Origin of the sequence: Chitinophaga sp. (assembly GCF_035761305.1) — a bacterium.
Lineage (GTDB): Bacteria > Bacteroidota > Bacteroidia > Chitinophagales > Chitinophagaceae > Chitinophaga.
Genome location: NZ_DASTRI010000078.1, coordinates 1 through 16,226 on the forward strand (window position 1 = coordinate 1; position 16,226 = coordinate 16,226).

Here is a 16,226-nt window from a genome sequence, read left to right on the forward strand (position 1 = left end):
AACAAGCTGAAAAATATTATACCGCAGTTCCTGGAAGAGGCCCGCAAAGACCCCACTTTTGCCAATGTGGATGTGGACCTGAAGTTTAATAAGCCCGGTGTGGACATTAGCTTTGACCGCATGAAAATAAAAGATCTCGGCCTTTCTACCAGCGATGTGGTATCCGCCCTGCAGGCCGCTTTCAGCGGCGGCCGCATGGCCTATTTTATCATGAACGGTTACCAGTATTATGTAATAGCGCAGCTGGAGCGGGAGCAGCGCAATACCCCTATGGACATCAGCAATATTTACGTACGGAATAAATATGGCGATAATATTCCGCTGGAGTCTGTAGTGCATGTAAAGCCCAACATCAGCCCCGCTACCCTGTACCACTTTAACCGCTACAAAGATGCTACCATTTCCGCCTCCCTGGCCCCCGGCCACACTATTGGCGATGGTATTAAGGCCATGCAGGGCATTGCAGCCCGCCTGCTGGACGCCAGCTTCCATACGGCGCTGGCCGGCGCCTCCCGCGACTATGCAGAAAGCTCCTCCAACATCGTATTTGCCTTTGCCCTGGCCCTGATGCTTATATACCTGGTGCTGGCTGCCCAGTTTGAAAGCTTTATTGATCCGCTCACCATTATGCTTACCGTGCCGCTGGCCCTTGCCGGCGCATTACTGAGCCTGTGGCTGTTTCACCAAACGCTGAATATTTTCTCTGAAATAGGCATGATCATGCTCATTGGCCTGGTAACCAAAAACGGGATATTAATAGTAGAATTTACTAATCAGAAACGCGAGCTGGGCATGTCTAAAATGGATGCTGTTATAGAAGCAGCATCCCAGCGCCTGCGCCCCATTCTCATGACCAGCCTGGCTACCTCCCTGGGCGCATTGCCCATTGCGCTGAGCCTGGGCGCGGCCTCTACCAGCCGTATTCCGCTGGGCATTGTAGTAGTGGGGGGCATCCTGTTTTCCCTGGTGCTAACCCTGTTTGTAATACCGGCTGTTTACACCTTTGTATCCAGCAGGCATAAAGCGCATGTAACCGTTATTAATGATTAATGTAAGGAAGCATGAAAAAACAACTTTTTTTATATACCTGCCTGGTGCTGTGCCCCGGCCTGTTGCATGCGCAGCGCCTAAGCCTGCACGATGCGGTAACCATTGCCCTGCAGAACAGCCTGGGCATACAAATCGCAAAGAACAATGTAACCGCAGCCGGTATTTACAACAGCTATGGCATGGCCGGCGGGCTGCCGGTAGTAACGGCCAGCGGGTCTGACCTGGAACAGTCAACCAGCATTAAGCAGGAATATTCCAACCCGGCTAATAACAAAACCAGCAACAACGCCTCTTCCAACAACCTCTCCGCCTCCCTCAACGCATCTATGCTGCTGTACAACGGCAGCCGCGTGCAAAATGAGCGTAAGCGCCTGGGTATGGTTGAAGCGCAGGACCGGCAGCTGCTCAGCTCCCGCGCCTTAGCAGTAGCGTATAATGTAATGCTGCGGTATTATGATATTATCCGCCAGCAAAGCTACGCCGCCACCCTGGCCACCTCTATCACAGCCAGCCGGCAAAAGCTGGATATTGTTAAGGCCCGGCAAAGCGCCGGCGTAGCCAATAATGCCGATCTTTTCCAGGCGCAGGTAGACCTTAACACCCAAATACAAAACCTGCAGGCGCAGCAGCTGGTAATAGACCAGGCTAAAACAGACCTGCTTACCTTGCTAACACTGAAGCCCGACTCCGCCATTGCCATACAGGACACCATCCTGGTAGATAAAAACCTGGACCTGGCTACTGTGCTCAATGCCATTGGCACCAACCCGGATATTACCGCTGCCGGCGAGCAGGTTACCATTAATGAATACCTGGAGCGGGAAACTGCCGCGCAGCGCTACCCTTCCCTGAGCGCCAATGCAGGCTATAATTTCAGCCATACCAAAAATGCCGCGGGCTTTTCGCTGCTGAACCAGAGCTATGGCCCTTTTGCAGGCATAGGCGTAAGCATTCCCATTTTTAATGGCAGCATTTACAGGAAGCAGCAGCAGGTGGCAGATATTAATGTTAAAAATGCGCGCCTGCAAAAAGATACGCTCTCGCTTAACTACACCGCCAACAGCGTAAAAAGCTGGCAGGCGTATAATAACAACCTGCAGCAGCTGGAAACGGCCAAAGCAAACTACGACCTGTCCGGCAAATTACTGGCCCTGGTGCTGCAGCGTTTTGAGCTGAAGCAGGCCACTATTGTAGATGTTAAAAATGCGCAGGAAAGTTTTGAGAATGCCGGTTTTCTGCTGGTGAACGTAAGCTTTTCCGCCAAGGCGGCGGAGCTGCGCTTAAAATGGTATGCGCATGATTTGCAGTATTAGGCAATTAAGAATGAATAATGGCGGCGGGCGTTCCGGCCATTCATTATTAATTAAATTACCGGACGGGCAACCAGGCGCTAACCCATGCGCACACCGTTTGTATTATTAATTATTCATTCTTAATTCTTAATTATCACTGTTCTTTTTTATCGGTGTACGCCTTATCCGCCTCCTGGGCCTTCTCAAAATCCAGTATCACGGAGTTAATGCAGTATCGCAGACCGGTAGGCGGCGGGCCATCTTCAAACACGTGCCCCAGGTGGGCTTTGCATCGCCCGCACATCACTTCTGTACGGTGCATGCCATGGGTATTATCCGGCGCATATATTACACTGCTTTTGGTAACCGGCTCAAAAAAGCTGGGCCAGCCGCAGCTGCTTTCAAACTTGGCATCTGACACAAACAACGGGTTGCCGCAGGCGGCGCAATAGTACATGCCTTTTTCCTTGCTGTTCCAGTATTTGCCGGAAAAAGCCCATTCCGTACCTTTTTCACGGGCAATATTATACACATCCGCAGGCAATACCTTTCTCCATTCCTCATTGCTCATATTTACTTTCGATGAGTCGGTATGGGAATACACTTCGTTCTTTTTTTGTTCCATAGCTGTATTTTTTTGATCCCGGTTCTGTGAATAGGAACAGTGGCTGAATAAAATAGCCAGGGCCCATATCATCAAACTTCGTACGCTCATTTTAGTGCGGGTTTAGATTGTAATTTTCGCAACATTGAAGTTACACACATTTTATGTTATAAACCTGTTATAAAATGCCCGCTCGGGCTTGGCATTATAATTCATAACTTTACGCCAAAAGGGTTTTACGCGTGGCCGACATCATTAATTTACTACCAGATAATATTGCCAATCAGATAGCCGCCGGAGAGGTGATACAACGCCCTGCCTCTGCAGTGAAGGAACTCCTGGAAAATGCAGTGGATGCCGGCGCCACAGAAATACAGCTTATTGTGCGCGACGCCGGTAAAGAGCTGGTGCAGGTGATAGACAATGGCAAGGGCATGAGCGAAACCGACGCCCGCATGTGCTTTGAGCGCCATGCCACTTCCAAGATAAAAACCATCAACGACCTGTTTGAAATACGCACCATGGGCTTCCGCGGAGAGGCGCTTGCCTCCATTGCCGCTGTTGCCCAGGTTGAGCTGAAAACCCGGCAGCCGGATGCGCCTATTGGCACCTGCATAGAAATAGATAACAGCGTGGTACGCAAACAGGAGCCCTGCCAAACCGCTGCAGGTACCTGCATTTCAATGAAAAACCTCTTCTTCAACGTGCCTGCCCGCCGCAACTTCCTGAAAAGCAATGCCGCGGAAATGCGCCATATAGTAGATGAGTTCATTCGCGTGGCCATGGCCTACCCGCAGCTGCAGTTTACCTTTACCAGCAATAACCAGCAGGTGTTTTACCTCGAAAAAGGCTCTCTTAAACAACGCATTATTGCCATACTGGGCCAGCATTATAATGCCCGCCTGGTAACGGTTAAAGAAAGTACCGATTACCTGAACATACATGGTTTTGTAGGCAAGCCGGAAACGGCTAAAAAAACCCGGGGCGACCAGTTCTTTTTCGTGAACAACCGCTTTATCAAAAGCCCCTACCTGCACCACGCCATTATGAACGCCTTTTCGGAAATAATTCCGGCCGACAGCTTTCCGCTGTACGTACTGTTCATTGACCTGGACCCCGCGCATGTGGACATTAACGTGCACCCCACCAAGCAGGAAATTAAGTTTGATGATGAAAAGATACTGTACGCCTTTGTACAGTCGGCGGTAAAGCATGCACTGGCCCAGTTTAATGTAACGCCTACGCTCGACTTTGACCTGGACCCCGGCATTCAGCAGCTGGATGCGGTAACCAAACCGTTTACCCCGCAGCAGCAGGAGCGCTCGGCAAACAGCTCACTGTATCAAACCTTTACGCAGGCCCACCAGGCGCATGTGATAGACAAAAGCAGCAACAGCAACCTGAAGCACTGGAAAGACCTGTACGAGATCAACAAAACAGACAATGTGCCGCAAAACAATGGCCTGCCCCCGGTACCGGACAGCCCTGCTTTTGTGAACCGCCCTTCCACCGCCTCTGTTATAGACGAGCGCTGGCAGGACACTGCTGTTGACCAGAAAGTGCCCGTACAGGTGCACCAGCAATACATTCTTTCGCAGATAAAATCCGGGTTTATACTAATAGACCAGCAGGCCGCGCACGAACGTATTTTGTACGAACGCTACCTGCGCGCCCTGCAGGATAAGCCCATGCCCACCCAGCAAAGCCTGTTCCCGCAAACGCTGCAGCTGCTGCCTGCAGATGCGGCGCTGGTCGCAGAAATGCTGCCCGACCTGCAGGTGCTTGGTTATGATATGGAACCTTTTGGCAACCACACCTTTGTAGTACGCGGCACCCCGGCCGATATACAAAGCGGTAATGAGCAGGCCAGTATCGAAGGGCTGCTGGAACAGTTCAAGCACTTCAGCACCGTGCTGAAGGTGAACAAAAGGGAGCAGCTGGTACGTTCTATGGCGCGCAACAATGCCATACCGGCCGGCAAAACCCTCAGTCCCCGTGAAATGCAGAATATTATCGACGAGTTGTTTGCATGCAGCATGCCCAATGTATCGCCCGGCGGTAAGTACACCTATGTTTCCTTTAAACTGGCCGACCTGGTGCGGATGTTTGAAAGAGGTAACTAAACTGCACACTATGATAAAGCCATTTTACTATCGCCTGCTTTTTGCCGGTCTTTTCCTGTTGGCCACCCTGCCTGCTTTCAGCCAGCAGCAAAGGCCGCTGAAAACACTGGATAAAATGGACCTGGTGCTGGCAGGAACATATCCCGCAGGTGCGAACGGATCGCTGAAAACACTGGATAAAATGGACCTGGTGCTGGCAAACCGCCACAGGCTGCCCACCATGGATAACAGCGTACGGCTGGATGAGCAGCCCGGCCCGGGCATTGCCTGGCTGAAAGGCATTACCTTCTCAAACGGCACTATTTCTTTTGATGTAAAAGGAAAGGATGTTATGCAGCAAAGCTTTGTAGGTATTGCCTTTCATGGTTTGAACGATAGCACCTATGATGCCGTGTACTTTCGCCCGTTTAACTTCCGCTCGGCAGAACAGGCGCGTAAAAATCATTCGGTACAGTATATCTCCAACCCTGTCAATGACTGGTTTGTGCTGCGTGAAAAGTTTCCCAATAAGTACGAACAGCCGGTTAACCCCATTCCCGATCCGAACAACTGGTTTCATGTGCGCATTGTAGTACAAAGCCCTTCTGTAAAAGTATATGTGAATAACAGCGCCGCTCCCTGCCTGGAAGTACAGCAGCTGAGCACCCGCGGCACCGGTATGCTGGGCTTATGGGTAGGTAACGGCTCCGGCGGCGACTGGCGCAATTTAAAAATAGAGGAATAAGCACCGCTACAGCTGGTGCATTACATCCTTCAGCCGCCCGTAAAGCTCGCTGTATAGCCTGTAGTGTTTTTCGTACACGGCGGCATGTTCCGTGCGCGGCGTGTATATGGTTGCGGTAGCAGCCGGCAATCCTTCAAAAGCTATTCCCAGGGCCCCAAACCCCATCATGGCCGCGCCCAGGGCCGATGCATCGTTCTGCTGCTCCAGGTGCATGGGCTGCTGAAAAACGTCTGCCATCAGCTGTATCCATCCCGGTGATGCGGTAAACCCGCCGCTTACGGCTATTTGCTGCAGCGGCCCGGCAGTTTCCCGCAGGGCGTTGGCAATGCTTAACAACCCAAAGGCAATGCCCTCCATGGCTGCGCGCATAAAATGCATGGCGGTGTGCTGGGGTTGCACGCCAATAAAAACACCCCTTGCATGCCCGTCCCACACAGGCGCACGCTCACCCAACAGGTAGGGCAGGCATACCAGGCCTGCTGCGCCGGGCGGTATGGCCAGCGCCTGCTCAATATAAGTGTCTAAGTCAGCATCTTTCTGCTGCAGAAAATCGCGCACAAACCATTGCAGTATAATGCCGCCGTTGTTTACCGGCCCGCCGGTTACAAAATGCCGGGCGTCCAGTATATAATTAAATATACGCTGCTGCTCGTCCCTTACCGGTTTTGTAGTGGCTATGCGCAATGCGCCACTGGTGGCAATAGTGAGCGTGGCATGGCCGGGCGCCAGTGCGCCGCTGCCCAGCTGGGCCAGGCACCCGTCGCTGGCGCCGATAATAAAAGGCGTATCGGCTGGTATGCCCAGGTCCCAGGCAACGTGTTCCGGTAAGTTGCGCAGTATATGATCTGTAGGCACAGGTTCCGGCAGCTGCGCCGTGGTAATGCCGGCGGCCTGCATGGCCTGCGGGCTCCACATAAGGGCATGTATGTCAAACAGGCCGGTAGCCGACGCTATCGAGTAATCCGCCACATATTTTCCGAATAGCCGGTACAGCACATATTCCTTAATGCCAAGCCATTGCGCCGTTCGTGCAAACAATGGGGTGGCATGCTGCCGCAGCCACGATATTTTGCACAAGGGCGTCATGGGGTGTATGGGTGTGCCGGTTTGGTAGTACAGCGCTTTGCCCTGGCCCGTAGGCCGCAGCGCATCTGCTATTTCCTGGCTGCGGTTATCGGCCCAGGTAAGCAAAGGCGTTAAAGGCTGGCCCTGCGCATCCACCGCCATCAGGCTATGCATAGCGCTGCTGAAACAAATACCCGCCGGCGGTTGTTTCATTTCTTGTGCTACCTGCCGTATGCCACGGGTTACCGCCTGTAAAATATCATGCGGGTTTTGTTCGCTATGCCCGGGTTGCGGCTGTTGCGTAGCATATGCCTGCTGGTAAAGGGCCTGTACATGGCCACTGGGTAACAGGGCTATTACCTTGGTGCTGCTGGTGCCGATGTCAACACCGATCATGTATTTTAATGGGCTGCTCATACCATAAAAGGTTCTCAAAATAAAAAACACCTTTCATTTTCTAGCTTTAATTTATAGATTTAAAGCCTTTAAAAAGCTAAACTCACCACGTATATGGCATTGGAGATCAAGCAAAAAGGGAAGGTCTATGACGTTTGCATCGTAGGTTCCGGAGCTGGGGGCGGCATGGCTGCCAAAATATTATCAGAGGCAGGGCTTAAAATAGCGCTGCTGGAAGCGGGTCCTAAATACGATCCTGCCGATCCTGCACAGGCCACACAGCTTAAATGGCCGTGGCAATCGCCCCGCAGGGGCGCCAGCACTACCCGCCCCTTCGGCGATTTTGACGCCGCTTATGGCGGATGGGAAATTGACGGCGAACCTTACACCACAAAAGACGGTACAAAGTTCGACTGGTTCCGCTCCCGTATGTTAGGCGGGCGTACCAACCACTGGGGCCGTATATCACTGCGGTTTGGCCCCCGCGACTTTAAACACAAAAGTGTAGACGGCCACGGCGACGACTGGCCCATCTCTTACGACGATGTGAAGCCGTATTACGACCGCGTGGACAAGATGATAGGCGTATTTGGCTCCAAAGAGGGCATTTACAATGAGCCGGACGGCTATTTCCTGCCGCCCCCAAAACCACGCCTGCATGAATTAATGATCAAACAGGCGGGCGATAAGCTGGGCATACCGGTAATACCTTCCCGCTTATCTATTATGACGCGCTCCGTAAACAAGGACCGCGCCCCCTGTTTCTTCTGCAGCCAGTGTAACCGCGGCTGTACCGTGTACGGCGATTTCTCCGCCTCCTCCTGCCTGGTAAAACCGGCTATGAAAAACGGACAGGTAGACCTGTACACCAACGCCATGGTGCGTGAGGTGCTTACAGATGATAGTGGCAAGGCTACCGGCGTTTCTTATGTTGACAAAACTGACCTGCAGGAATACCAGGTAAAAGCCCGCGTAGTAGTGCTGGCTGCCAGCGCATGCGAGTCGGCCCGTCTGCTGCTCAATTCAAAATCATCTCGCTTCTCCAACGGCCTGGCCAATGGCAGCGGCGTGGTGGGTAAATACCTGCACGATTCTACCGGCGCTTCCCGCGGCGGTTTTATACCCAAGCTCATGGACCGCAAACGCTATAACGAAGATGGCGTTGGCGGTATGCACGTATACATTCCCTGGTGGGGCGATAACAAAAAGCTCGACTTTGCCCGCGGCTACCATATTGAATTAGGCGGCGGCATACACATGCCCATGTACGGCTTTGGTTTTGGTATGGAGCGCCTGAACGGCAAGTACGGCGGCGTTGATGGTAAAATGAAGGAAGCCGGCGGCTACGGCGCTGGCCTCAAGAACGATTACCGTCGCTTTTACGGCGCTACCATTGGCTTTGCAGGCCGCGGCGAGTGCATTGCCCGTGAAGATAATTACTGCGAAATAGATCCCAGCGTAGTGGACAAATACGGCATTCCCGTGCTGCGTTTCCACTATACCTGGAGCGAGCATGAGATTAAGCAGGCAAAGCACATGCACGAAACCTTTGAGCAGCTGATACACGAAATGGGCGGCGTGCCCCTGGGCGATAAACCGGGTGAAGAAAGCATGTACGGCCTGGAAACGCCCGGCCGTATCATCCACGAAGTAGGTACCACCCGTATGGGCGACGATCCTAAACGCTCTGTGGTGAACAAGTTTAACCAGGCGCATGAGGTAAAGAACCTGTTTATCGTAGATGGAGGACCGTTTGTGTCACAGGCAGATAAAAACCCTACCTGGACCATCCTGGCCCTGTCGCTGCGCGCCTCTGAGTACATTATATCAGAGCTGAAAAAACAGAACATCTAAAAGCGTATTAAACCAATAACTGTAAAAGGCGGTTGCCTTTAACATATAAAACCAAACGTATGGATAGAAGAGAGTCCCTGAAAGCATTAGCCGTTGGGTCCTTATCTGTAGGCGCCATCCTCACCGGCTGTGAGGAAAAGAAAGGCGTAAAGGAAGATAATAAAAAGCCGGGCGGCGACAATGCCGAAGCTTACGGCCGCACCCCTGAAGAAAAGGAGCGCGATGCCAAGCTCAAAGCAGATACCTATTTTACGGAAGCGGAAATGAAAACGCTCACCGTACTCTCGGCCCTCATTATCCCGGCCGACGAGCATTCCGGCAGCGCTGCCGATGCCGGCGTACCCGCTTTCATAGAATTTACGGTAAAAGACCAGCCCCGCTACCAGCTGCCCATGCGCGGCGGCCTGCGCTGGCTGGATGTATATTGCCTGAAGCACTATGATAAGGCGTTTGTAGATTGCAGCAAGGAACAGCAAACCGCCCTGCTGGATCATATTGCCTACCCGGAAAAGGCCACGCCCGAGTTCAGCCAGGGCGTATCGTTCTTTACGCTCATGCGCAACCTTACCGCCACCGGTTTTTTTACCAGCGAAATAGGGGTTAAAGACCTGGGCTATGTAGGTAACCGCCCCAATGAGTGGGATGGTGTGCCGGAAGATGTGCTGAAGCAGTACGGACTAGCTTATGATGAAAAGCTGCTGCCTATTTATATTAAAATGGAAGACCGCGGCAAACTCATGACCTGGGACGATTAACCGGCTTTCGCAACATTGACATTTGATTGTATTTCTTTTATCTTGATAAAAACTTTTCTTACTCATGGTCCAGGAAAAAAATAACCAGGGAGATAGTGTTTCCCGCAGATCATTTTTAAAGAACGGCGCACTGACTGCCGCCGGCTTTATGATCGTTCCACGTCATGTCTTGGGAGGAAAGGGCTTTACAGCGCCCAGCGACCGCCTGATCATTGCCAGTATAGGTGCTGGCGGTAAAGGAGAAAGCGACATTAACGAGTTTTCCAAAGGCCCGGTTGACATTGCTTATCTCTGCGATGTGGATGAGCGCCGTGCCGCCAATTCCGTTAAGCGTTTCCCGAAAGCCAAGTTCTATAAGGACTTCCGCCAAATGCTGGAAAAAGAGCACAAGCATATTGATGCCGTGTCTGTGTCCACACCGGATCACACCCACGCAGTTGCCGCTATGGCAGCCATGCAGCTGGGCAAGCACGTATATGTGCAAAAACCTCTCACGCATGACATTTATGAAGCCCGTATGCTTACCCAGGCGGCCAACCGCTACAAGGTAGTAACGCAAATGGGTAACCAGGGCTCCTCCGGCGATGGTGTACGCCAGCTGATGGAGTGGTACCAGGCCGGCCTGGTAGGCGATGTGCACACCGTATATTGCTGGACCGACCGCCCTGTATGGCCCCAGGGTATTCCCTGGCCTACTGCCAAAGCAGAAGTGCCCAAAGAGCTTGACTGGGACCTGTGGCTGGGTACCGCCCCCTACAAGGATTATGTGGATAAGCTGGTGCCGTTTAACTGGCGCGGCTGGTGGGATTATGGTACCGGCGCTATCGGCGATATGGGCTGCCACATTATTGAACCGCCCTTCCGCGTGCTGGGCCTGGGCTACCCCACCTCTGTGGAGTGCAGCGTAGGCAGCGTGTATGTGGATGAGTTTAAACGCGGCTATTTCCCCGAAAGCTGCCCGCCATCTTCACACGTTATCCTGCGGTTTAAAGGTAAAAACGGTAAAGAGGTTACCATGCACTGGATGGACGGCGGCATACAGCCCGAACGTCCTGAAGAGTTGGGCCCGAACGAAAGAATGGGCGACGGCGGTAACGGCGCGCTGTTCATAGGCTCCAAAGGCAAAATGATGTGCGGCACCTATGGCATGTTCCCCAGCCTGCTGCCCACCTCCCGCAACAGCCAGGTAAATGTTCCGCAAACCATTGCCCGCGTACCGGAAGGCCACTATCAGCAATGGGTAAACGCAGCCATTGCCGGCTATAACAGCTCCAAGGCCAAAGGCCTCAGCTCTCCCTTCTCCATAGCAGGCCCGCTCACAGAAACTGTTTTAATGAGCAACCTGGCTATACGCAGCTTTGATATTAAGAAGGAAGTAGACGGCAAAACCACCTTCCCCGGCCGCTATATTAAGCTGCTGTGGGATGGCCAGAACATGAAGATCACCAACTTTGACGATGCCAACCAGTTTGTTAAGCGTACTTACCGCGACGGCTGGAGCCTAGGCGTTTAAGTAAAGGTGCAGATATGCAAATGTGCGGATGTGCAGATGATGGTCTGCATAATCCGCACATTTTGTTTATACCCGTTATAAAACATTCATCCGTAACCCCTTATCCGGTAAGAACCGTACCTGCCCGGCCGCCTTCAGGCACCGCTGTGCATGCATATATTAAAATAATCATCTTATACTTTACGTTAAGTACAGGACGTTTAGCTATTTTTATAGTACCAAATCCATATCCTAGCTTTTATGGCGCAAAAAAATTTTTGGTTATTAGCCGTGTCAGGTAGCTTATTATTATTGTGGGCCTGTAAAAAAGAGCTGAGCCGTGAAGGTGAGGTTCCGCCGGTTGTAAGCACCTGCAGCTACGCGCCATATACCGCAGGCTCTGTTTTTAACTACGATCATATCAATAGCAGCAACCCGCTTGATACCGGCTTTTTTACCGTAACCGTTACCGGCGATAGTACCATCAACGGCCAAACATTCCGCAAGCTTACCTCCGATACCGCTACCACCTACGACCGCTGCGATGGCAACGGCAATTATTACCAGCTGGTTAAAGGGCTTTCCTTTGAAGGCTATACGGCCGACAGCATTGTATCGGTTTACCTGAAGGATAATGTGAACACCGGCGCCAGCTGGACCGATACCGTAACGGTAAGAAAAGGCAGCGATGCGCAAACCGTGATCCTCACTTATACTGTTACACAAAAGGGTGTGCAGAAAAGCATATACGGCCTGGATTTTACCAATGTTATTGGTGTAGCGCTCAGCGCATCTGTTAAGTTCCTGGGCACTACCATTTCACTGGGCACCGTGGCTACCAACTATTACGCAGAAGGGGTGGGCCTTATTGAAATAGACCAGGCAGAAGATACTACCCGCCTGCGCCAGTACAGCATTAACCAGTAATAAACAGGCGCCGGCCATTACCGGCCGGCAACCCGCAACATTGATCAGTAATTATTTCGTATATCCGTTAAAAAGCGCTCCACAGCCCTTCTCACATTGGTAGCGGTGTTGTTGTGGTTATTTACCAGCACGCTGAAAACCAGTGTTTTCCCTTTTTTTGTTACCAGGTACCCGCTCAGGGCTACGCACCCGTTTAAGGTGCCGGTTTTGGCATGTACAAACTGCTCCCGGTAATAGTTGCGCAGCGTGCCCTTGCCCCCGGTGGGAAATATATCCCATAACCTGGCCTGCGGGTATTGCTCCCGCATTTTGGTAAGCACGCTCACAAAATCGCGCGGGGTAAACAGGTTGTAGCGCGAAAGGCCCGAGCCGTCTACCCACTGCGGTTCATCCGGCAGGTCCTGCAGGTAATGCTCCTCCATGTAAGCAATCATTTTATGGGTGCTGATGGTGTCCCACAATTTAGCGCTGCTCATCATCAGGGTTTGCTCTGCAAAAAAGTTATCGCTGCGGTGCATCATGGGTGTAAAAAGCGAGTCTACCGGGCGGCTGTATAATGTTTTAAAAGCGCCGGGATATGCGGCCGGCGGCTGGGTGGCTATGGCTACGGGTTTGTGCAGGGTGTCCTGCAGGCGCCGGGCCAAATCCGTAATGCTGCCGGTAATGTAAGGCACCTCTGCCAGCAGCAGGCTGTTATCATGCGGGCCATATTGCAAGGTAAACGTGTTGCTGCGCTCATCCCGGTTAGTAACCGGCTCGCGCAGCGTATCATTCACCTCCCAGGTGAAATGCCCCTCATAGGAAAAAGCCGGCGGTGTAATGCTAATGGTATCGCCATGGTGTTTAATACGGGCAACATTGCCATACATGGGCCACTCATTCAGCTCCGGCTGGTAATAATCCGCATAATCGCTCCAGCCCCAGCCCGGGCCAAAGCGTTTGTTGGTAATTACGGCCGGCACCAGCACAATCCGTTTATCCGTGCGGGTTAGCAGGTCCATAGCCGGCTGGGAGGTATAATCCGGGTGCAGGAAAGAGGGGTCGCCCATTCCTCTCACGTACAGCACACTGTCTGTTTCCAGGTACTGCAGCGCCGGCAGGCTGTCGCCCAGCATTTGCAGGCCGGTAAATAAGGTGAATATCTTGGTGTTGGAGGCAGGTGTAAAATACTTATCGCTTTGGTACTGGTACCAGTATTCCTTTTTGGCAGGGTCGTAAATACAAATACCGGTATGCGCCTGGCGCAGGGGTTGGCTGGTTAGTAATTCCTGCGCCCATTTGCGAATGCTGGTGCGCGACTGCTGCGCCCACAGCGCAGGTGCGCAAAACAACGCAAGGCATAACAGGGCAGCTGGTTTAAGCGGGTATTTCCTTATCATACAGGTAAAATAACAGTTAGCGGCTTTTACTGCAAAAAAAGAATGATGGGAGGCGGGGAATACACCGCCGTTAAAAGATGGTGCGCTATATAACCAACGGCCACTGTCCTTTACTGTTAAAGTAAATGAACAATGGCCGCTATTTACTTCCTTAAAACGATCAGGTAAAATATTTGGTTTGGCCCGGCTTTGCGTGCGCATAATACCCTTCGGCATCCGGCATTACAGGCGGGTTGGCGTCAAACGAATAGGTTTGCGGCTGCAGGTTGATGCCGGAGTGCAGCGCCTTATCCCAGGGAATTATTTGCCCGGAGTAAGTGGCCATACGCCCGATAATGGCTGTTAGCGTGGTGTGCGCCGCACGCTCTGCATCCCAGAACTTGAACTCTCCTTTAGCTACGGCAGCAAACAGTTCATCGTGCTCGGTTTGATAGGGATTGTTCTCCTGCTTTTTATCAAACTGGTACAGTGTTTTGCCTTTGTAATCCTGTATCAGCCCTTTATCGCATATAATGCGGCCCTTGGTGCCTACAATTTCCTCATCTACACGGCTGGCGCTGTCTTTCCAGTGGCGGCACTGGCTGTTCATAACAACGCCGTCGTCATACCGGTATTCTACATAGTGGTGGTCAAATATCTCGCCGGTATCTTTACCGGTGCGTACGGCCCGGCCGCCCATGCCCACTGCGGAAGCGGGCGTAGCGCCTTTGAACCAGTTGCCCACATCAATGTTGTGAATGTGCTGCTCCACAATATGATCGCCGCACAACCAGTTAAAGTAATACCAGTTGCGCATCTGGTACTCCATCTCTGTATATTCGGGTTTACGGGGCCTTATCCATAACGCGCCCTGGTTCCACCATACCTGCATGGAAAGGATGTCGCCTATCATACCATCCTGTACGCGTTTGTACAGCTCGCGGTAAGAGTTTTGATAGCGGCGCTGCAGGCCCACCACTACATTCAGCTTTTTAGCTTTGGCCTTTTCCGCGGCAGCCAGCACTTTTTGTATGCCCGCGGGATCGGTGGCTACTGGCTTTTCCATAAAAATTTGTTTGCCCTGGTTTACGGCTTCCTCAAAATGTATGGGACGAAAACCCGGCGGCGTAGCCAGTATTACTACATCGGCCAGGGGAATGGCCTTTTTATAGGCATCAAAACCAGTGAACTTGTTTTCATCTTTTACCTTCAGCCGGTCGGCCTTGCCGTTTTCCTCCAGCGCCTCCTTAATGTTATTATAGCTGCTGTTTAACCGGTCGGGGAAAGCATCGGCCATGGCTATCAGCTCTACATTTTCCTTGGTGCTCAGCGCCTGGGTGGCAGCGCCGGTGCCACGGCCCCCGCAGCCTATGAGCGCTATCTTGATCGTGTCTTTAGCGCCGGAAAAATAGTTCGCATGCGACAGTACCGGCATGGCCAGCAGGCCGCCCGCCAGCAGGGAGCCCTGCTTCATAAAATCCCGGCGGGTTTGTACGTGGAACGGGTGTTTGTTTTCGTTTTTCATAATGTTTTTGATGGGTTTTAAATTGCTTACCGCTATCTTTTACTTTCTACATTTCTTATTTATTCCTTTTATGCTCCTGTTTCTTACATCTTCCTGCTTCCCGCTTCTCACCTCCTTTCCCTGCTTCTTATACCATTCCGCTGCATTTCCTTTCTACATCCAATCTCTTACCCCTGCTTCATTACTCATCTTGCCCCAACATACTTATCCAATACATCTGCAAAAAACTGCTCCGCCTCTTCTTTAGAGGGCTGCTTATAAGGCCGCACTATACGAAAGCCAATGAACGGCGCATCGGCATTCCACCACTTGCTTTTAGGTATCTGCGGATCGCGGCGGTTCCAGCCCGGGTCCGACTTAAGGCGGGCCGCAGGGCGTACCTGGGCTGCATCGTCCTGGTAATTGCCGCCTTTAATGGTGCGTGGTGTTTTGGCAGTAGGTTTTATCCAGGGATCTGTAGCTGTTATATGTTGCAGGTATTGCGGGTCGTACTGGTCCAGCGTCCATTCGGCTACATTGCCCAGCATATCATACAGGCCCCAGGCATTGGGCTGCAGCTGGCCTACTTTATGATATTTGCCTTTGCTGTTGGCGGCATACCAGGCAAAACGCGGCAGCCCGGCGGCATTGTTGCCAAAAGGGTAAGCCGTGGTGGCGCCGGCGCGGCAGGCATACTCCCATTCTGCTTCAGTAGGCAGGCGGTAAAAAATACCGGTTTTTGCGTATAGCCACCGGCAATACATTAATGCGCCATACTGGCTCATGCTGTTGGCAGGGTAGCCGCCGCTTTTGCCCATGCCCAGCGTAAGGTCAATGTACGGAGGGCTGGGGCGCGTCATACCATCCGGTATGGGTGTTTTATCTTTTTCAGCATCGGCATAAACATCATATTCATCAAAGGTAACTTCATAGGCGCCCATCCAAAAGGGTTCAATATGCACCTGCTGCTGGGGGCCTTCATCTTCGCCCCGGCCTTTTTCCGTAGCGGGGCTGCCCAGTGTAACGGTACCACCGGGTATGGGCATCATTTTAAAGGAAACATCCGTGCCGGGCAGTTTTTC

General features: G+C 52.1%; 13 protein-coding genes. 8 read left to right on the forward strand and 5 right to left on the reverse strand.

Annotated features, from left to right (window positions below):
- Both VFS25_RS07035 and VFS25_RS07040 read left to right on the forward strand, forming a co-directional pair.
- Window positions 1-1,050: efflux RND transporter permease subunit (locus VFS25_RS07035; RefSeq protein WP_326461419.1), on the forward strand; the 1,050-nt coding region annotated here is incomplete at its 5' end.
- An 11-nt stretch (window positions 1,051-1,061) separates the two neighbouring features.
- Window positions 1,062-2,363 carry a TolC family protein gene (locus VFS25_RS07040; protein WP_326461420.1) on the forward strand — a complete coding sequence of 434 codons (1,302 nt, stop codon included), beginning with the start codon at window positions 1,062-1,064 and terminating at the stop codon, window positions 2,361-2,363.
- Window positions 2,364-2,496: 133 nt separating this feature from the next.
- On the opposite strand, the gene msrB is transcribed toward VFS25_RS07040, so the two are convergent.
- On the reverse strand, window positions 2,497-2,967 hold the full coding sequence (gene msrB / locus VFS25_RS07045; protein WP_326461421.1) for a peptide-methionine (R)-S-oxide reductase MsrB: 471 nt from the start codon (window positions 2,965-2,967) through the stop codon (window positions 2,497-2,499).
- A gap of 221 nt (window positions 2,968-3,188) precedes the next feature.
- Between msrB and mutL the strand changes: the two genes are divergently transcribed.
- Both mutL and VFS25_RS07055 read left to right on the forward strand, forming a co-directional pair.
- Window positions 3,189-5,069, forward strand: coding sequence for a DNA mismatch repair endonuclease MutL (gene mutL, locus VFS25_RS07050; RefSeq protein ID WP_326461422.1), 1,881 nt, complete (start codon window positions 3,189-3,191; stop codon window positions 5,067-5,069).
- 10 nt (window positions 5,070-5,079) lie between these two features.
- Window positions 5,080-5,793, forward strand: a complete 714-nt coding sequence (locus tag VFS25_RS07055; RefSeq protein ID WP_326461423.1) for a family 16 glycoside hydrolase — start codon at window positions 5,080-5,082, stop codon at window positions 5,791-5,793.
- Window positions 5,794-5,799: 6 nt separating this feature from the next.
- Here the strand turns inward: VFS25_RS07055 and VFS25_RS07060 are convergent, their stop codons facing one another.
- Window positions 5,800-7,275 carry a gluconokinase gene (locus VFS25_RS07060; RefSeq protein WP_326461424.1) on the reverse strand — a complete coding sequence of 492 codons (1,476 nt, stop codon included), beginning with the start codon at window positions 7,273-7,275 and terminating at the stop codon, window positions 5,800-5,802.
- 93 nt (window positions 7,276-7,368) lie between these two features.
- Between VFS25_RS07060 and VFS25_RS07065 the strand changes: the two genes are divergently transcribed.
- The 4 genes from VFS25_RS07065 to VFS25_RS07080 all read left to right on the forward strand — a co-directional run bounded on the left by VFS25_RS07065 (window position 7,369) and on the right by VFS25_RS07080 (window position 12,282).
- Window positions 7,369-9,108 carry a GMC family oxidoreductase gene (locus VFS25_RS07065; RefSeq protein ID WP_326461425.1) on the forward strand — a complete coding sequence of 580 codons (1,740 nt, stop codon included), beginning with the start codon at window positions 7,369-7,371 and terminating at the stop codon, window positions 9,106-9,108.
- 59 nt (window positions 9,109-9,167) lie between these two features.
- Window positions 9,168-9,863, forward strand: a complete 696-nt coding sequence (locus VFS25_RS07070; RefSeq protein WP_326461426.1) for a gluconate 2-dehydrogenase subunit 3 family protein — start codon at window positions 9,168-9,170, stop codon at window positions 9,861-9,863.
- Between the two features lie 64 nt (window positions 9,864-9,927).
- Window positions 9,928-11,376, forward strand: coding sequence for a Gfo/Idh/MocA family oxidoreductase (locus VFS25_RS07075; RefSeq protein WP_326461427.1), 1,449 nt, complete (start codon window positions 9,928-9,930; stop codon window positions 11,374-11,376).
- Between the two features lie 270 nt (window positions 11,377-11,646).
- Window positions 11,647-12,282, forward strand: a complete 636-nt coding sequence (locus tag VFS25_RS07080) for a hypothetical protein (protein WP_326461428.1) — start codon at window positions 11,647-11,649, stop codon at window positions 12,280-12,282.
- Between the two features lie 44 nt (window positions 12,283-12,326).
- Here VFS25_RS07080 and VFS25_RS07085 read toward each other — a convergent pair whose 3' ends face one another.
- From VFS25_RS07085 to VFS25_RS07095, 3 genes are all read right to left on the reverse strand, one after another.
- Complete coding sequence (locus VFS25_RS07085; protein ID WP_326461429.1) at window positions 12,327-13,661, reverse strand: D-alanyl-D-alanine carboxypeptidase/D-alanyl-D-alanine-endopeptidase; 1,335 nt, start codon at window positions 13,659-13,661, stop codon at window positions 12,327-12,329.
- A gap of 160 nt (window positions 13,662-13,821) precedes the next feature.
- On the reverse strand, window positions 13,822-15,165 hold the full coding sequence (locus VFS25_RS07090; protein ID WP_326461430.1) for a Gfo/Idh/MocA family oxidoreductase: 1,344 nt from the start codon (window positions 15,163-15,165) through the stop codon (window positions 13,822-13,824).
- A gap of 185 nt (window positions 15,166-15,350) precedes the next feature.
- Window positions 15,351-16,226, reverse strand: an 876-nt coding sequence (locus VFS25_RS07095; protein WP_326461431.1) for a formylglycine-generating enzyme family protein, incomplete at its 5' end; no start/stop codon positions are given.